Source organism: Sphingomonas insulae (assembly GCF_010450875.1).
Classification (GTDB): domain Bacteria; phylum Pseudomonadota; class Alphaproteobacteria; order Sphingomonadales; family Sphingomonadaceae; genus Sphingomonas; species Sphingomonas insulae.
Window position 1 is genome coordinate 1,462,333 of record NZ_CP048422.1, and the last position, 16,714, is coordinate 1,479,046.

Here is a 16,714-nt window from a genome sequence, read left to right on the forward strand (position 1 = left end):
CGGCGACAAGGCCGCCCTGCCGTTTATTGCGGGCCGGGGCCGCCGCGGCCGGGCATGAAGCGGTAGGTGATCCGCCCCTTGGTGAGATCGTACGGGGTGAGTTCGACCAGCACTTCGTCACCCACCAGCACGCGGATGCGGTTCTTGCGCATCTTGCCGGCGGTATGCCCCAAAATCTCATGATCGTTTTCGAGCTGTACACGGAACATCGCGTTGGGGAGCAATTCCACCACGCGGCCGCGCATCTCGAGCAGTTCTTCCTTGGCCAAAAATCAACCTCTGTTCGCGTGTATCGGTGGCGCCCTTAGCGCAAGGGCCCGAAAAAGGGAAGCAACCGGAGCAGGGCACGGCCCGTCCCGAGTCGTAGCGTATATGGGTGCGACGTGGCGGGTGCGCAATCCGGCGGGGTGGCCCGCGGAAGTTGCCGAAGTTGACACTACGTGCGGCCCGGAACCGGTTTTGGCAGAAGCGCCGAACCCCGGCGCGGGGAGGCCCGGCGCGTTGGCGCGGGGCGATGAGGCGGACGTGTCAAAGAGCGATGCGTGGGAAGCATGGCAGATCGGCGCCGTGTAGGACAGGGGTTCGTGATCCCCTATTCTTCTATGTGTCGGGACTTGGGGATAGGAAAACGACAGTTATTACCAGCAGCGATGACGATTCGGGCGATCGACTAAAGCGCCATCGACATGAATCTACAGGACAACCAGCTGATATTACCAAATTTGGGATAGGCATTCGTATAATAGAATTGTGGTATGATGTTGAAACAACGATGAACTATCCATTTAGATAATGTCCGGCAAAATGATATCGTAAGATTGGTCGCTGAAGGTGGCTATGGTGCAGGGCACGGAGATTGCATGATGGTGAGAGCATTTTTGGGAGTCGCACTCGGCGCCGTTTTGTGGATATCCCCCGCTGTGGCCCAATCTAGTCATGATGGAGTCTATTTTTCGGTGGCGCTTAGCTGTACTTCCGCGACTTTCATGTCCCAAGCTGGTGACGGCAGGACCTGGACGATGCGGATCGAAGGGCTGATATCCACGAGTCAATACAGCGCCACGCCGGTTTCGGTGTCATCCCACCAGCAGACTTCAGCGATCGGCGTTGGCTGCTCTTTTTGCTACCCAATCGCTGCGACTGCGCGGCATTATTTAAATAACCCCACAAGTTCTTATGGATTTCCAGCGGGTTACATGACGCCATGCAGCGGTCCTTTTGGTGCATGCGGGGTTACGTCCGCTCAACAGAGAAAGTGTACCTCGTTTTAAGGTGGTGTCTAACTCTTGCATGTGGAACGGGGATATTTCATGTATAACCTTATAGCATTCGTTCTGGTTCAGGCCGCGACGATTAGTTCGCCGCCATTGCAGGGTAGCAATACCTTGGCCAGGCGCGACGGGATCGTATTGAAGTCACTTTCTCCCGTTCGTTCGACGGCCAAGGCTCCCGTTGCCTTTGCCGCGGGAGACATGCGCGATCCTGAGGCGATCCTGCGGCTCCACAAGGAAGGGGAAGCGGAAACGCTCAGGCTTGGTATACAATCGACGGTCCAACCGGTGACGGTCGATCCCGGATATGGATGCCGCAAGGATTCCCAGCATCCGATGGGGTTCGAGCTGAGGAACGACAAAAGATTGAACGGGTTGATGACCACGTTCAGGTGTCGCGGTTTCGTACTGAGTGTTCAGTCGGATGATTTCAGTCGGGCGCTCAAGGTCGAAACATCGGCGGGGTTTTCGGAATCGGAAAAAGTGGCGATCGTAAATGGTGGTGCGCTGACGAAGCGATTTGGCGTGTCGAATGACGGCATCCGAGACGTAACGTATATCTGGATCGGCAAGACGATCGCTCATACGCTTTCGTTGAGATCCCGGACGACCGATCCAGTTGCAATGGAAGTTGCCGGGGATCATTTTATCGATGTCTTTACACGGAAGTGATGCCGGTGCGCCGGTATATGCACGGCGCACCGGACGTCTGACATTGCCGCGGTCGTAGCGATCGAGGATACGCTCCACCGCTGGCAGCAATCATGTCTGCGGCCCCCTGTATGTCCGGGCCGCGCGCGGGAAGACGATCGACCTGACGTCCGCCGGCCGGTCGCGCTGACCGGCCGGTTGCGTCGGCCGGGCGGCGTTCAGCCTGCGCCGCCGGCCAGCGCCGCCAGCAGCAGCAGCGCGACGATATTCGTGATCTTGATCATCGGGTTGACCGCGGGCCCGGCGGTGTCCTTGTACGGATCGCCGACGGTGTCGCCGGTCACCGCGGCCTTGTGCGCCTCCGATCCCTTGCCGCCGTAATTGCCGTCCTCGATATATTTCTTGGCATTGTCCCAGGCGCCGCCGCCGCTGGTCATCGAGATGGCGACGAACAGGCCGGAGACGATGACGCCGAGCAGCATCGCGCCGAGCGATGCGAAGCCCTGCGCCTGGCCGGCGACCGCGGTAATGATGAAGTAGAGTGCGATCGGGCTCGCCACCGGGAGGAGGCTGGGGACGATCATCTCCTTGATCGCGGCGCGGGTGACGAGGTCGACGGTGCGGCCGTAATTGGGGCGGCTGGTGCCTGCCATGATGCCCGGATTGTCGCGGAACTGGCCACGCACCTCTTCGACCACCGCGCCCGCCGCGCGACCGACCGCGGTCATGCCGAACGCACCGAAAAGGTAGGGGAGCAGCGCGCCGAGCAGGAGGCCGACGATGACGTACGGGTTGCTGAGGCTGAAATCGACGGTGACGTCGGGGAAGTAGGTTTGCAGGTCGGTGGTGTAGGCGCCGAACAGCACGAGGGCGGCGAGGCCGGCGGAGCCGATCGCATAGCCCTTGGTCACCGCCTTCGTCGTATTGCCGACCGCGTCGAGCGCGTCGGTACGCTGGCGCACGTCGTCGGGCAGGCCGGCCATTTCGGCGATGCCGCCCGCATTGTCGGTGACGGGACCATAGGCGTCCAACGCCACCACCATGCCGGCGAGCGCGAGCATCGCGGTGGCGGCGAAGGCGATGCCGATGATGCCGGCGAGCTGATAGGTCGCGATGACCGCGACGACGATGACGAGCGTCGGCAGCGCGGTGGATTCGAGGCTGATCGCAAGGCCCTGGATGACGTTGGTGCCGTGGCCGGTCTGGCTGGCGGCGGCGATCGACTTGACCGGGCGATAGTTGGTGCCGGTGTAATATTCGGTGATCCAGACGATCAGGCCGGTGACCGCGAGGCCGATGACCATGCACCAGAACAGGTCCAGCCCCGTGAAGCTGGGGATCGCCCCCGCGGCGGCGGCGGGGCGATCGAAGCCGGTGGTCAGGTCGTCCGACACCGCATCGAGGAAGCCGGCGCTGCCGATCGTGCGATGGAGGTCGCCGAGCACATATTGCGTGGCGAAGTAGATCGCCGGGATCGACAGGAGGGCGGAGGTCCAGAACCCCTTGTACAGCGCGCCCATGATCGTCCCCTTGCCGAGGCGGACCATATAGGTGCCGATGATCGAGGTGATGATGCACACGCCCCCGACGAGCAGCGGCAGCGTCATCAGCCGCATCAGTTCGGCGGCGTCGGCGCGGATCAGCAGCGCGATCGAGATCATCGTGACGCCGAGCGTCACGACATAGGTTTCGAACAGGTCGGCGGCCATGCCGGCGCAATCGCCGACGTTGTCGCCGACGTTGTCGGCGATGACCGCGGGGTTGCGGGGATCGTCCTCGGGAATGCCCGCCTCGACCTTGCCGACGAGGTCGGCGCCGACGTCGGCCGCCTTGGTGAAGATGCCGCCGCCGAGACGCGCGAAGATCGAGATGAGCGAGGCGCCGAAGGCGAGCGCGGTCAGCGCCTCGACGATGATGCGGTCGTTCGGCGCATGGCCGGCGGGGCCGGTCAGATACCAGAAGAAGGTGCTGATCGCGAGCAGGCCGAGGCCGGCGACGAGCATGCCGGTGACCGCGCCGGACCGGAACGCCATCGTCAGCCCGCCCTGCAACGAGGTGCGCGCGGCTTCGGCGGTGCGGACGTTGGCGCGTACCGAGATGTTCATCCCGACATAGCCGGCGACGCCCGACAGGACCGCGCCGATGACGAAGCCGATCGTCGAGATGGCGCCGAGCGCGAAGAACAGGATGACCGCGACGATGACGCCGACGATTCCGATGGTGGTGTATTGACGGCCGAGATAGGCCTTGGCGCCTTCCTGAATGGCGGCGGCGATATCCTGCATTCTTGCGTCCCCGGGCGAGGCCCGGAGCACCTGTTGGCTGGTGACGAAGCCATAGACCACGGCGAGGACGCCGCAGAGGATGGCGATGGTGACCGTGGTCATTCAGCGCTTCCTTCTCCTGTTGACGTCGCGGACCGATGTGCCCCGGTGCCACGCGCTTGGGGGAGGCTATGGCGCGCGCGCGGGGAGCGCAAGCGATTGTGGACATGGCCGGATCGGCGGGGCGTCGGCGGGAGGTGGGCAGGGGCCATGCGGAAGAGGGCGTACGGCGGGACGTGCCGGGCGCCTGTGCGGGCATACCGGCTGCCGTGCGGGACGCGGGCCTAGGCCAGGTGTTCGAATCCCAGTCGTTCGGGGAGCGGCAGCGATGCGTCGCCGTCGAACAGCCTGAGGCCGGTGCCGCGGGCGAAACGGCCGAGGTGGGTGGAGGCGACGGGGGGAACGGTGTTGGCGGGCATCGCGAACAGCAGTTCGTAATCGTCGCCGGCGCTCGCCGCGTCCAGCCGCGCGGCGCGATCGTCGCCCGCGTGGGCACGATAGTCTGCGGAGAGCGGCACGGCGGCGAGATCGACGATCACCGCAAGGCCGCTCGCCGCGCCCATCCGCGCCGCATCGATGAGCAGGCCGTCGCTGACGTCCATCATCGCATGCGCGATCCGCGAAAGCACGCGCCCCTCCGCCAGGCGCGGAATCGGGCGGCGATAGCGTTGCGCGAGCGCGGCGGGACCATCGGCGCCGCGGGCGATGGCGAGACCCGCACCGGCATCGCCGATCGTGCCGGTGACCCAGAGCGCGTCGTTCTCGCCCGCACCGCCGCGGGGCGGGGCAGGGGTGTCACAGCCGAAGGCGGTGACGGTGATGATGCGCGGCGCGCCGGCGGGCAGGGTGACGGTGTCGCCGCCGAGCAGCGCGGTGCCGCAGGCGGCCAGCACCTCGCCCAGCCCGACGAGGAACGCGCGGTCCCAGTCGTCGTCGCGGAGCGGGTAGTTCAGCAGGATGCCGTCGGGCTTTGCGCCCTTGCCCGCGATGTCGGACAGGTTGGTGGCGACGACCTTCCACGCGACGTCGCCGGGGGTATCGGTGGCGAGGAAATGGACGCCCTCGACCAGCGTGTCGGTGGTGACGACCAGCGGCGCGTGGAACAGCCGCGCCGCATCGTCGCGCAGGCCGCGTGCGGCCGGATGCAGCGGCAGGCGGCGCAGGGCGGCGAGGAAGTCGCCTTCGGTCATCGTCGTTTCCGCTCCTTCTTCCCCCGCCGGAGGAGCAGGCCGTCAGGCGGCGCGCACGTCCTTGGCGATGCCGTCGAGCAGGCCGTTGACGAAGCCGGTCTCGCGGCGTTCGTAGAAGGCGTGGGCGACGTCGACATATTCGCTGATCGTCGCGCCGACCGGCACGTCGGCGCGCGCCATCAGTTCGTAGGTGCCCGCGCGCAGGATCGCCTTCATCGGCTTGTCGAGCCGGGCGAGCGTCCAGCCGGTGGCGAGCTTCTTTTCGATGGCAAGATCGATCTCGCCGGCGCGGGCGGTGGCGCCGCGGACGATGTCGTCGAAGAAATCGACGTCGGCCTCGGCATATTCGGCGTCCTCGATCGTCGCGCCCAACCGGTGGTTGTGGAATTCGTGGAGCAGGACCGGCACGGCAGTGCCCTCCATCTCGTGCTGATACAATGCCTGGACGGCGGCGAGGCGGGCGGCGGCGCGCGCCTGGGTGCGGTTCGGGGTTCGGGACATCGGCGGGGCATGTAGTCGCGTGCGGGCGATCCGTCACCCCCAAGGCTGCGAGCGGGCGCCCGGATCACAGCGGTCCGCGCGGTGGCGGGGCGGACGAGGCCCGGCGTGACCGCAGTCGCGCCGGGCGGAATCGCGTGAACAGGGCCGGCGCCCGCGCGGCGGCGGGCGCCGGCAAGGGATCAGGGCATCAGCACGGTGTCGACGACGTGGATGACGCCGTTCGACTGCATGACGTCCTTGATGGTGACGTGGCTGGTGCCGCCCTTGGCGTCCGTCAGCATCAGCGTCTTGCCCATCATCGATGCGGTCAGCGGCTCGCCCTGCACGGTGGTCAGCGTCGCCTTGCCGCCGCCGGCCTTGATCGCCGCGGCGATCTGCTTCGAGGTCATCGTGCCGGCGACGACGTGATAGGTGAGGATGTTGGTCAGCGTCGCCTTGTTCTCGGGCTTGACCAGCGTGTCGACGGTGCCGGCGGGCAGCTTGGCGAAGGCGGCGTTGGTCGGCGCAAAGACGGTGAACGGACCCGGACCCGACAGCGTATCGACCAGCCCGGCGGCCTTCACGGCGGCGACGAGGGTGGTGTGATCCTTCGAATTCACCGCATTTTCGACGATGGTCTTGGTCGGGTACATGGCGGCGCCGCCGACCATCGGGTTCTTGGCGGCCGACATCGCGGGGCCGGCGGCAAGCAGGGCGACGGCAGCGATCGCGCCGCGGAACTGGAGCTTGGTCATCTCGTGCATCCTTCTCGTGTCGCACCCATGACAGGGTTGCTGGGCGAAGGTACGTCGGCGGAGTGCGGTTGGATGACGCGCGATCGATGCGATCGGTCAGGTCGTTGTTATGAGGTGGAATCTTTTTACGCACGGCCCTGTGGTTGGACGGATGAGACGCATTGGATTTCCGCATCATGTAAGCGCTCGGATTTCCATCGCTCCTGATGTGATGCAAAACCTGTGAGTTTTGCATCATGATCGAGAGAACCAATGGGAAGCTGACGTTTCCATAGCTAACCTTGAAACAAGGTCACAGCAGGGGTTGAGATGGTACGATCATCGATCGGTAGAGGGCTTGGGTGCCTCGCCGTCCTGCCGGCGGCTTTCATCGGATTGGCAGGACTGACGGATGGCATTGGCCCAACCGGGTGGCGAGGTTTCGCCGAACTGTTCGGTTGGGTCGCCGTCTGTGTGGCGGCAAGCTACTGCCTCGGATTTTTACTGACGCCTCAAGGATGGCCCAAGGCATGGCGCTACCTAACTGGCGTTTCCATAGCAGTCGCGTTGACGTTCACAGTCAATTGGCTTGGCCTCAGCGCGCCTATGGAGGCAAAGATCGCGTTCACTTCGACCCTTCAAATAATTGGCGTGGTAGCAGCGATTGGCTGTCTCGCCTTGATTGCGTATTTTGCCAAGGACGGACGCCAAGAGCATTGATCTAGGCCTGATGGCGTCCTGCCGCCTAAGCCTATCGGTTCAGCCGTAGCCTGAGCGCCACGGATCGCGCATGCGCCGGCAGGCCCTCCGCTTCCGCCAGGGCGACGGTCGCGGGGCCGAGTTCGGCGAGCGCGGCTTCGTCCAGGCCGAGGAAGCTGGTGCGCTTCATGAAATCGAGGACCGACAGGCCGCTGGCGAAGCGGGCGCGGCGGCCGGTGGGGAGGACGTGGTTGGGGCCGGCGACGTAATCGCCGATCGCCTCGGGCGTGTGGCGGCCGAGGAAGACGCTGCCGGCGTGGCGGACGCGGTCGAACAGCGCCTGCGGATCGTCGACTGCGAGCTGGAGGTGTTCGGGGGCGAGGCGATCGATGAGCGGGCAGGCGGCATCGAGGGCGTCCACCACGATGATCGCCCCGTTGGCGTCCCATGCGGCGCGCGCGGTGGCGGCGGTGGGGAGGATCGCCAGTTCGTCGTCGACCGCCGCCGCGACGCGGTCGGCATAGGCGGCATCGTCGGTGAACAGGATCGATTGCGTCGTCGTGTCGTGTTCGGCCTGGCTGAGGAGGTCGGCGGCGGTGGTCCGGGGATCGTTCAGGGCGTCGGCGACGACGACGATCTCGCTGGGGCCGGCAACCATGTCGATGCCGACGACGCCATAGACCTGGCGCTTCGCCTCCGCGACCCAGGCGTTGCCGGGCCCGGTGACGACGTCGACGGGCAGGATGCGGCCGGCGCCATAGGCGAGCGCGGCGATTCCCTGCGCTCCGCCGATCCGCCACACCTCGTCCACCCCGGCGAGGTGCGCGGCGGCGAGGACGAGCGGGTTGATCTGGCCATCGGGGGTAGGGGTGACCATGACGAGCCGGCCGACGCCCGCGACCTTGGCGGGGATGGCGTTCATCAGCAGCGACGACGGATAGGCCGCGCGCCCGCCGGGGACGTAGATGCCGGCGGCATCGACCGCGCTCCACCGCGCGCCGAGGCGGACGCCGACGCCGTCGGTATAGTCGCTGTCGGCGGGGCGCTGGCGTTCGTGATAGGCGCGGATGCGGGTCGCGGCGAGGTCGAGCGCGTGGCGCAGCCCCGGTTCCAGCGCATCATAGGCGGCGGCGCAGGTCGCCGGTTCGATGCGCCAGCCGGTCTCGTTCGGGTCGTGGCGGTCGAGCTTGCGGGTAAAGGCGGCGACCGCCGCCTCGCCATCGTCACGCACCGCGCGGATGATAGTGGCGACGTCGCGGGCGACGTCGGCGGAGGCTTCGCGGCGGCCATCGACCAAAGCGGTAAAGGCATCGACGAAGCCGGCGTCGCGGGTGTCGAGGCGGATCATGCCGCAGCCTCCGCCACGGCGCGGCGGAATGCCTCGACCAGCGGCACGACCTCAGCCCGTGTCTTCATCGCGGCGCGGTTGACGATCAGGCGGCTGGTGACCTCGGCGATCACCTCCACCTCGACCAGTCCGTTTTCCTTCAGCGTGCGGCCCGAGGAGACGAGGTCGACGATGCGCGGGGCGAGACCCAGCGTCGGCGCCAGTTCCATCGCGCCGTTCAGCTTGACGCATTCCGCCTGGACGCCGCGCGCGGCAAAATGGGCGGCGGTGATATGCGGGTATTTGGTGGCGACGCGTACATGGCTCCAGCCGCGCGGATCGTCGCTGGCCGCCATCTCGACCGGCTCGGCGACCGAGATGCGGCAATGGCCGATGCCGAGGTCGACGGGCGCGTAGAGTTCCGAATAATCGAATTCCGCCAGCACGTCGGACCCGACGATGCCGAGCTGCGCCGCACCGTGCGCGACGAAGGTCGCGACGTCGAAGGCGCGGACCCGGATCAGCTCGATATGCGGCACGTCGGTGGCGAAGCGCAGCGCGCGGCTGTCGGGATCGCCGAACGCCGCCTCCGGATGCACGCCGGCGCGGGCGAGCAGGGGAGGGCCTCGGCGAGGATGCGGCCTTTCGGCACGGCGATGACTAAAGGAGCTGGCACGCGCCGGGCTTTACTGACGGGGCAGGGTGGGCGCAACACACGCACCGAGGAGATGCACATGGGCAGCGAAGCGGAGAACCGGGCGGCGTTCGAGGTACAGGCGGGCTATTGCGCGGCGATGGCGGCGCCGATCACCGCGCGGATCTGCACCACGCTGGGACAGACGCTCGACCGCGACAGCGCGACCGGGCGGCGGGTGCTGGACTGGCCGGGCGAACCGGTGGCGGATGCGGTCGTGCTGCGGCTGGTCGGCGGGCTGCACGCGCTGCACCGTGCGGGCGCGGATGCGGCGCTGTCGCGCGTGTTCGGGGGCGATGCCCGCGATGTCGCGGGCGCGCTGCGCGATGTGCTGGTGCGGCACGATGCGGCGTTGCTGCCGTGGCTGGACGGGCCGCCGCAGAACAACGAGGCGGCGCGTTCGGCGGGGCTGATGACCGGGCTGTTGCACCTCGCGCTTCGTTATGGTCCGCGGATCGAGGTGCTGGAGATCGGATCGAGTGCGGGGCTGAACCTGATGATCGGGCGCTACCGGTTCGATCTGGGCGGTGTCGGGGTGGGGCCGGCGGATGCCGCGGTGCGGATCGTACCCGAATGGCGGGGGCCGCCGCCGCCGGTCGCCGCGGTGGAGGTGGTGGGCGCGCGCGGTGTCGATATCGCGCCCGTCGACGTCGCCGACCCCGCGCAGGCGGCACGGCTGGCGGCCTATGTCTGGGTCGACGCGCAGGAACGGCTCGCGCGGCTGACGGCGGCGATTGGCGAGGTGCGCAGGCATGGCGTCGACCTGGTGCAGGGGGATGCGGCGGACTGGATCGAGGCGCGGCTGGCGGAACCGCAGGCGCCGGGCGTTACCCGCGTATTGATGCATTCGGTGGTGTGGCAATATCTGCCCGCCGGGGGCCGGGCGCGGATCGTCGCGGCGATGGCGGCGGCGGGCGCGCGCGCGAGCGCGGAGCGGCCGCTCGGCTGGGTGATGATGGAGCCGAACCGCGACCTGCACCGGCACGAGGTGCGGGTGCGCGGCTGGCCGGGCGATACGCCGATGGAGCTGGTGGCGCTGACCCATGCCCATGGTGCGTGGGTCGAGGGCCTGCCGGCACCCTATGAGACGCGCGACTACGTGATGCGTCGCGGGGCGTACGAACGCGATTGAGCCGATCGCGCGCATGACGCGTTGTCGCGGGCCTGGGCAAAGGGGGCCGCGTCGTCGCGGGCTCGGGCAAAGGGGGCCGTGTCCTCGCGGGCTCGGGCAAAGGGGGCCGCGTCCTCGCGGGCTGGGGCAAAGGGGGCCGCTTCCTCGCGGCCCTGGGGGGCAAAGGGGGCATGATGACGGGCGGGTATCTGGCGGGACGTGGCGCCTATCTGTTGCAGCAGCTGACCCGTCGCATCTGGTTGCGCGCCTCGCTGTTCAGCATCGCTGGCGTGCTGACCGCGTTGCTGGCGGCCCGGCTGGCGCCGTTCATTCCCGACGAGCTGAGCCTGACCGTGGGCGGCAAGGCGGTCGACAATATCCTGACCATCCTGGCGTCGAGCATGCTGGCGGTGACGACGTTCGCCCTGTCGGCGGCGGTGACCGCTTATGGTGCGGCGACCAGCACGGTGACGCCGCGCGCGACGCAATTGCTGATCGAGGACCGGTTCACGCAGAACGCGCTGTCGACGTTCGTCGGCACGTTCCTGTTCAGCATCGTCGGCATCATCGCGCTGACCACCGGATTTTACGGTGCGAAGGGGCGGGTGGTGCTGTTCTTCGCGACGATCGCGATCGTCGGGGTCATCGCGATCACGCTGCTGCGCTGGATCCAGCACCTGTCGACCTTCGGCCGGGTGCAGGACACGATCGAGCGGGTCGAACGGGCGGCGATGGCGTCGATGATCGCCTGGGCGGAGGCGCCGTGCCTGGGCGGCGCGACGGCGGTCGACGTGCCGGCCGATGCGCGGCCGGTGTTCACGGACCGGACGGGCTATATCGCGCATATCGACATGGGCGCGCTGTGCCGGGTCGCGACGCGCGACGGCCTGATCGTGCATGTCGCGACGTTGCCGGGGACATTCGTCCATCCCGGCCGCGCGGTGGCCATGGTCGAGGGAGCGTGCGACGATCGGGCCTTGGCGGCGGTGGCGGCGGCGTTCGCGATCATGCCGGACCGCGATTTCGACCAGGACCCGCGCTTCGGCCTGATCGTGCTGTCGGAAATCGCGGCGCGCGCGCTGTCGCCCGCGGTCAACGATCCCGGCACCGCCATCCGCGTCATCGGCGCCGCCCATCGCGTGCTGGCGGCGCTGGCCGATACGCCCGCCAACGGCGAGCGGCGGTTCGCGCGGGTGCATGTGCCGGACCTCGACATCGACGACCTGTTCATCGACGTGTTCCGCCCGATCGCGCGCGACGGGTCGGGGGTGGTGGAGGTGCAATTGCGCCTGCAGGCGACGCTGACGGCGCTGGCCGGGCAGGCGCCGGACCGGTTCGGCGCGGCGGCGCGGGCGGCGTCGCGATCGGCGATGGTGCGGGCCGAGGCGGCGCTGGACGCGGCGGACATGGCCGCCTTGCGCAGCGGCGATGGCGAGCGGGCACAGCGCCGGTCGGGTTAGGGGGGCGGCATGGACCGCCCCACCCATGCCCTTAATAGAAGAAGCGGTTGTAGACCTGCGTCACGCGGCCCGAGCGGGTGTCGACCAGCACGACGTCGTTGCCGTAGCGGACCCAGCGCTGATAGCCGTAGCCCGGACGCGGCAGGCGATAGGTCTGGTAGTCGTTGATCCAATAGTTGCGGCCGTAATATTGCGGGGCAAAGCGATAGCCGACCGCGACCGGGCGGTAGCGATAGCCGCGCGGGCCGGCATAGGCGCCGCGGGTGTAGACGTTGCGGTGGCTGCGGCGATAGTCGCGCCAGTCCTCGCGCAGTTCGCGGCGATCCTCACGGACCTCGCGCCGCGCCTCGCGGATGTCGCCGCGATCGCCGTAGCGGCGAGCTTCGGCGAGTTCGCGCTGGCTCTGGCGGACCTCGCGCTGGCTCTGGCGCACTTCACGGGCGCTCTGCGCGGTGGCGGCACCGGCGGGCAGGATGGTCGCGGCGGCCAGCGCGGCGATGATGATCTTACGCATGATACGTCTCTCCTCGTAACGATCCGCCGATCCGCGGGGGACCGGCATGGCGGCCTTTTCGGCCCGCCCGGCTGAACGCATGAGGAATGTTTTGGTCAGCAAACCGAAAGGCTAAGCGTTCAGATATTCCAGCGGCGCATCGCCGCGACCACCGCCGCCGGCTTTTCCCACGGCACGAAATGCCCCGCGTCGATCTTTTCGACGGTCAGCGTCGGCACATAGGGGCCGAGATCGTCGACCAGCACCGGCAGCAGCGCCGCATCGCGCATGCCCCAGATGACCAAAGTGTCCTGCGTCACCGGCGGGAATGGCCGGTCGAGGAAGGCGGGGCGGGCCGCATCCTCGTCCATCGCCGGCACGATGACGCCCGATGCGCGATACCAGTTGAGCATCGCGGTCATCGCGCCGGGTTGCGACCATTCGTCCAGATAGGCGGCCTTGTCCTCTCCGCCGATCGCGCCGGTGATGTGATGGGCGAAGGTGGAGCCCAGAAATTTCTCCAGCCCTGCGCCGACCAACCCCTGGTCGATCCGCGTATCGCGGAACCGGGTGATGTACTGGCTTGCCTTGCGCTGTTCCGGTTCGTCGAACAGCGCCCGCTGGAAGAGGAACGGGTGCGGCGCGTTGACGATCACCAGCCGCGCCACGCGATCGGGCCGGCCGAGCGCCGCCATCCAGGCGATCGCACCGCCCCAGTCATGGCCGACGAGGGTGAAGCGGTCGATGCCGAGATGGTCGGCGAGCGCGATCAGGTCGGCGAGGATCCTGTCCGCGGCATAATGTTCGACCCCGTCCGGCTTGGACGAGCGGGCAAAGCCGCGCTGGTCGGGGGCGATGACATAATGGTCGCGGGCGAGATCGGGGAGGATGCCGCGCCACGTCCGATGCGATTCGGGAAAGCCGTGCAGCAGGATGACCGGCGAATGCGTTGGATCGCCGGCGATGGCGACGTCCAGATCGACGCCGGTGGACAGGGCGATGCGCTGGAGCGGAGGGATGGTCATCGGTGGCTCTCCTGTTTCGTGGCGGCGTCGATACGCCCTGTGGTCTTTTCCCGCTCGTCGTCTCATCCAGCTCGTCGTCGGCCCGGCGCGGGCGGGTATGGATGTGCGCCGACGCTGCGGCTCCGCCGACGCGTTCCGGGTTACGGGTAGCTTACCGTGTTCGGGACCTCCGGGATCGGAATCCATTCCTTGTCGTCGCCCGGCACCACCGGGAATTCGCCCGCTTTCCAGGCGCGTTTCGCCTCGTTGATCCGGTCGCGGCTGGAGCTGACGAAATTCCACCAGACGTGGCGCGGCGTGGCGAAGGCATCGCCGCCCGCCAGCATCGCCCGCCCGCCGGTCGCCGACCGCAGCGTCGCGGCGATGCCGGGGCGCAGGACGTAGAGCTTCATGGGTTCCAGCGGCACGCCCTCCAGCGTCGCATCGCCCATCGCGAGGTAGACGCAGCGTTCCTCGGCCGCGGCGTCGATCGGGATGGCGGCGCCGGGATCGAGCGCGATGTCGGCGTAGATCGTGCCGGCATAGGTCGTCGTCGGCGCGCGCTGCCCCCACAGGTCGCCCATGATGATGCGGGCGCGGGCACCATGCGCCTGCAGCGTCGGCAGCTGGGCGCGGGTGACGTGTTCGAAGGCGGGATCGATCTCTTCCTGCGCCTCCGGCAGGGCGAGCCAGGTCTGGATGCCGGACAGCGCCGGGCCCTGGCTGCGCTCGTCGTCGGGCGAGCGTTCCGAATGGACGATGCCATGGCCGGCGGTCATCAGGTTGACCGCGCCGGGTTCGATGCGGGCGCGGGTGCCGAGCGAATCGCGATGGTCGATCGCCCCGTCGAACAGATAGGTCACCGTCGCCAGGTTGATGTGCGGATGCGGGCGCACGTCGATACCGCCGCCGACATCGAGGTGCGCCGGACCCATCTGATCGAAGAACAGGAACGGCCCGACCATCGTGCGGTCCTTGTTGGGAAGCGTGCGATGGACCTTGAACCCGCCCAGATCGTGCGTCACCGGGGTGATGGTCTGGAGAACGAAATCATCAAGCATCGGTCGGCTCCGTCGTGGCGAGCAGGAGGGCGAGGTCGGCAGGGTAGATGGTCTCCGGCCAGTCCGCCAGTTCGTCGACCGCGAACCAGCGTGAACCGGCGAGCAGCCGCTGTTCGAGCGCGGTGAGGGCGCCGGCGGCGACCTCGTGCGTGTCGACGTCGACGCGGAAATAGCGTTCGTCTGCGGTCACCTCGACCCCTTCGAAGGTCAGGAATTCGGCGGTGCGCTGCGCCACCTGCGGGCCGCAGTCGACATCGAGGCCGACCTCTTCCCACAATTCGCGGCGGGCGGCCCGTTCGTAGCTTTCGCCCGGATCGACGGCGCCGCCCGGCGTGCACCAGAGCGGTGGCCGGTCGGTGGGGGTGAAGCGCATCAGCAGCACGCGGCGGCTCGCATCGACGAGCAGGATGCGAGCGGCGGGGCGGGGGACGCGGGGCATGGGCGGTTGTAGCGCGCGTGGCGATGCAAGCGAAGGGCGAAAGGGGAAACGGTGCTTTCCCCGCGGGCAAGGGTGGCGTCAGTCCGCGTCGAGTTCGGGATAGTGGCGGAAGATGCCGTCTTCGTTGAACGGCAGGCGCCGATCGCTCTTCAGATACGCGCGGATACCCGGCAGCGCATGCACCGCGGCGTGGACGCGCAAGAGGTGCGGATAGTCCGGTTCCAGCGTCTTCATCCGGCGCGGGAACATGTAGCGCAGGCCCTCGACCAGCTGGAACAGCGAGGTATCGCCATAGGTCCAGCGATGGTCGATCAGCCAGTCGCTGGGGCCCGCGCGCGCCGCATCCTCGAAATGGTCGAGATATTTGGGCAGCCGTTCGTCGCGGAACTGCGCCGCGGCACGGGCCGCCTCGGCCTTCTGATCGTCGTAATAGTCCATCATGCCGACCGGATGGTGGACGTTGTGCACCTCTGCGACCAGGTCGGCGATCGTCAGTTGCAATTGGTTGAGCCAATAGCGGTCGGCAAGGTTCGAGGGCACCATATCATGCTGCTGACCCAGGAACTGCAGAATGTTGGCGACCTGCGCGATCGCATGGCCGTCGAGCGCCAGATAGGGCGGCGCATAGGGGCCGCGACCGTTTGCGGCGCGCCCCTCGAGATCGGTCATCATCGCCGCCACGCCCTGGTCGCGGGCGCAATCCTCATAGGCGATGCCGGCGGCTTCCAGTGCCAGGCGGACGAATTCGCCGCGCCCCTGGATCGAGGGCCAATACCACAGGCGATAGGCCATCCGTCATTCTCCGGGAGCGCGTGCCCTGATGGCCAGCGCGTGTATCCTGGTCGACAACAGATCGGCGAGCGCATGGTTCACCGCGCGCTGCCGTGCGACCCGGCTGGCACCGGCGAACGCCGGGCTTTCGACGACGACGGTGAAGTGCGATTCACCGGTGCCGTCGTCACCCATGTGCCCGGCATGGTGATGGCTGTCGTTGACCACCTCGAGATGCGTCGGGTCGAGCGCCGCGGTCAGACGGGCGGCGATGATGTCCGCCAGGGGAGCGGGGGCGGGAACGGTAGCGGTGTCGGTCATCACGCCTATATAGCGGAATTGCGCAGATTAGGGAGCGTTCGTGGCGCGCGGAAGTGAGAAGAAGGAGCGGCCGCACACCAGGTTTCACGGCCGGATGGAATCGCAGGGGCGGGTGTGCGCGGAGCCGGGATGCGAGGAGCCGGGCGAATTCCGGGCGCCGCCGCTGGAGGGTGCCGCCGACGGCGGTGGCCCCGGCGCATTCCGCTGGATGTGCCTGAAGCATGTGCGGGCGTTCAACAGCCGCTACAATTATTTCGACGGCATGACCGCCGACGAGATCCACCATGCGCAGCGACCGCTGGCGGGGTGGGAACGCGAAACGCGTGCCTTCGCCCGGGCGGGTGCGGGCGATGCCGGGCCGCGCTGGGCCGATTTCAGCGATCCGCTCGACGCGATCGGAGCCCGTTACCGCCGCGAGGTCGCGCCCGAACGCCGCGACGGCAAGCCGCTGTCCGGGCAGGACCGGATGAGCCTGAAGGTGCTGGGGCTGGCGGCGGATGCCGACCGGTCGGCGCTGCGCAAACGCTATTCCGAACTGGTGCGGAAATACCATCCGGATCGCAACGGCGGCGACCGCAGCCATGAAGCGATGCTGCAAAAGGTGATCGCGGCGTATCAGCAATTGCGGCAGGCGCCCGCATTCGCGTGATGCGCGTCATCGGTTAGCGCACGGAACGGGGAGGC

At 67.7% G+C, this 16,714-nt stretch carries 16 protein-coding genes and 1 pseudogene; 4 read left to right on the forward strand and 13 right to left on the reverse strand.

What is annotated here, in order from left to right; all coding sequences use genetic code 11:
• Positions 1-23 precede the first annotated feature (23 nt).
• Positions 24-269, reverse strand: a complete 246-nt coding sequence (gene infA, locus GTH33_RS08455; RefSeq protein WP_017977808.1) for a translation initiation factor IF-1 — start codon at positions 267-269, stop codon at positions 24-26.
• A 1,041-nt stretch (positions 270-1,310) separates the two neighbouring features.
• Between infA and GTH33_RS08460 the strand changes: the two genes are divergently transcribed.
• Entirely contained in the window at positions 1,311-1,943 is a 633-nt protein-coding gene (locus GTH33_RS08460) for a hypothetical protein (RefSeq protein WP_163958037.1), read from the forward strand.
• Between the two features lie 197 nt (positions 1,944-2,140).
• On the opposite strand, the gene GTH33_RS08465 is transcribed toward GTH33_RS08460, so the two are convergent.
• The 6 genes and pseudogenes from GTH33_RS08465 to hisG form a co-directional block, all read right to left on the reverse strand.
• Positions 2,141-4,309, reverse strand: a complete 2,169-nt coding sequence (locus GTH33_RS08465) for a sodium-translocating pyrophosphatase (RefSeq protein WP_163958038.1) — start codon at positions 4,307-4,309, stop codon at positions 2,141-2,143.
• A 221-nt stretch (positions 4,310-4,530) separates the two neighbouring features.
• Entirely contained in the window at positions 4,531-5,436 is a 906-nt protein-coding gene (thiL, locus tag GTH33_RS08470) for a thiamine-phosphate kinase (protein ID WP_163958039.1), read from the reverse strand.
• Positions 5,437-5,478: 42 nt separating this feature from the next.
• Positions 5,479-5,937 carry a transcription antitermination factor NusB gene (gene nusB, locus GTH33_RS08475; protein ID WP_163958040.1) on the reverse strand — a complete coding sequence of 153 codons (459 nt, stop codon included), beginning with the start codon at positions 5,935-5,937 and terminating at the stop codon, positions 5,479-5,481.
• Between the two features lie 179 nt (positions 5,938-6,116).
• On the reverse strand, positions 6,117-6,671 hold the full coding sequence (locus GTH33_RS08480; RefSeq protein WP_163958041.1) for a fasciclin domain-containing protein: 555 nt from the start codon (positions 6,669-6,671) through the stop codon (positions 6,117-6,119).
• A 730-nt stretch (positions 6,672-7,401) separates the two neighbouring features.
• The gene (hisD, locus tag GTH33_RS08485) at positions 7,402-8,697 is read right to left on the reverse strand and encodes a histidinol dehydrogenase (protein WP_163958042.1); all 1,296 of its coding nucleotides are present in this window, start codon (positions 8,695-8,697) and stop codon (positions 7,402-7,404) included.
• A pseudogene (gene hisG, locus GTH33_RS08490) lies at positions 8,694-9,328 on the reverse strand (ATP phosphoribosyltransferase). Before hisG ends, hisD begins: the two are co-directional and overlap by 4 nt.
• An 82-nt stretch (positions 9,329-9,410) precedes the next feature.
• Here hisG and GTH33_RS08495 point away from each other — a divergent pair.
• Entirely contained in the window at positions 9,411-10,502 is a 1,092-nt protein-coding gene (locus tag GTH33_RS08495) for a DUF2332 domain-containing protein (protein ID WP_163958043.1), read from the forward strand.
• 170 nt (positions 10,503-10,672) lie between these two features.
• Positions 10,673-11,941, forward strand: coding sequence for a DUF2254 domain-containing protein (locus GTH33_RS08500; protein ID WP_208404198.1), 1,269 nt, complete (start codon positions 10,673-10,675; stop codon positions 11,939-11,941).
• 31 nt (positions 11,942-11,972) lie between these two features.
• Here GTH33_RS08500 and GTH33_RS08505 read toward each other — a convergent pair whose 3' ends face one another.
• From GTH33_RS08505 to GTH33_RS08530, 6 genes are all read right to left on the reverse strand, one after another.
• Entirely contained in the window at positions 11,973-12,455 is a 483-nt protein-coding gene (locus GTH33_RS08505; RefSeq protein ID WP_163958044.1) for an RcnB family protein, read from the reverse strand.
• A 119-nt stretch (positions 12,456-12,574) separates the two neighbouring features.
• Positions 12,575-13,459, reverse strand: coding sequence for an alpha/beta fold hydrolase (locus GTH33_RS08510; RefSeq protein ID WP_163958045.1), 885 nt, complete (start codon positions 13,457-13,459; stop codon positions 12,575-12,577).
• Between the two features lie 140 nt (positions 13,460-13,599).
• Positions 13,600-14,499, reverse strand: a complete 900-nt coding sequence (locus GTH33_RS08515; RefSeq protein WP_163958046.1) for a pirin family protein — start codon at positions 14,497-14,499, stop codon at positions 13,600-13,602.
• Positions 14,492-14,938: an NUDIX hydrolase gene (locus GTH33_RS08520; RefSeq protein ID WP_163958047.1), complete on the reverse strand. Its 447-nt coding sequence runs from the start codon at positions 14,936-14,938 to the stop codon at positions 14,492-14,494. Before GTH33_RS08520 ends, GTH33_RS08515 begins: the two co-directional genes overlap by 8 nt.
• Before the next feature lie 78 nt (positions 14,939-15,016).
• Positions 15,017-15,730, reverse strand: coding sequence for a glutathione S-transferase (locus GTH33_RS08525; RefSeq protein ID WP_163958048.1), 714 nt, complete (start codon positions 15,728-15,730; stop codon positions 15,017-15,019).
• Between the two features lie 3 nt (positions 15,731-15,733).
• Positions 15,734-16,030: a BolA family protein gene (locus tag GTH33_RS08530; RefSeq protein ID WP_163958049.1), complete on the reverse strand. Its 297-nt coding sequence runs from the start codon at positions 16,028-16,030 to the stop codon at positions 15,734-15,736.
• Between the two features lie 94 nt (positions 16,031-16,124).
• On the opposite strand from GTH33_RS08530, the gene GTH33_RS08535 reads away from it, so the two are divergent.
• Positions 16,125-16,679 carry a J domain-containing protein gene (locus GTH33_RS08535; protein WP_208404207.1) on the forward strand — a complete coding sequence of 185 codons (555 nt, stop codon included), beginning with the start codon at positions 16,125-16,127 and terminating at the stop codon, positions 16,677-16,679.
• Positions 16,680-16,714 lie beyond the last annotated feature (35 nt).

Bases quoted from the DNA above. Each gene is read 5' to 3' on its own strand.
- GTH33_RS08460 (WP_163958037.1), top strand. From the start codon at position 1,311: ATGTATAACCTTATAGCATTCGTTCTGGTTCAGGCCGCGACGATTAGT.
- GTH33_RS08465 (WP_163958038.1), bottom strand. From the start codon at position 4,309: ATGACCACGGTCACCATCGCCATCCTCTGCGGCGTCCTCGCCGTGGTC.
- thiL (WP_163958039.1), bottom strand. From the start codon at position 5,436: ATGACCGAAGGCGACTTCCTCGCCGCCCTGCGCCGCCTGCCGCTGCAT.
- nusB (WP_163958040.1), bottom strand. From the start codon at position 5,937: ATGTCCCGAACCCCGAACCGCACCCAGGCGCGCGCCGCCGCCCGCCTC.
- GTH33_RS08480 (WP_163958041.1), bottom strand. From the start codon at position 6,671: ATGACCAAGCTCCAGTTCCGCGGCGCGATCGCTGCCGTCGCCCTGCTT.
- hisD (WP_163958042.1), bottom strand. From the start codon at position 8,697: ATGATCCGCCTCGACACCCGCGACGCCGGCTTCGTCGATGCCTTTACC.
- GTH33_RS08495 (WP_163958043.1), top strand. From the start codon at position 9,411: ATGGGCAGCGAAGCGGAGAACCGGGCGGCGTTCGAGGTACAGGCGGGC.
- GTH33_RS08500 (WP_208404198.1), top strand. From the start codon at position 10,673: ATGATGACGGGCGGGTATCTGGCGGGACGTGGCGCCTATCTGTTGCAG.
- GTH33_RS08505 (WP_163958044.1), bottom strand. From the start codon at position 12,455: ATGCGTAAGATCATCATCGCCGCGCTGGCCGCCGCGACCATCCTGCCC.
- GTH33_RS08510 (WP_163958045.1), bottom strand. From the start codon at position 13,459: ATGACCATCCCTCCGCTCCAGCGCATCGCCCTGTCCACCGGCGTCGAT.
- GTH33_RS08515 (WP_163958046.1), bottom strand. From the start codon at position 14,499: ATGCTTGATGATTTCGTTCTCCAGACCATCACCCCGGTGACGCACGAT.
- GTH33_RS08520 (WP_163958047.1), bottom strand. From the start codon at position 14,938: ATGCCCCGCGTCCCCCGCCCCGCCGCTCGCATCCTGCTCGTCGATGCG.
- GTH33_RS08525 (WP_163958048.1), bottom strand. From the start codon at position 15,730: ATGGCCTATCGCCTGTGGTATTGGCCCTCGATCCAGGGGCGCGGCGAA.
- GTH33_RS08530 (WP_163958049.1), bottom strand. From the start codon at position 16,030: ATGACCGACACCGCTACCGTTCCCGCCCCCGCTCCCCTGGCGGACATC.
- GTH33_RS08535 (WP_208404207.1), top strand. From the start codon at position 16,125: ATGGAATCGCAGGGGCGGGTGTGCGCGGAGCCGGGATGCGAGGAGCCG.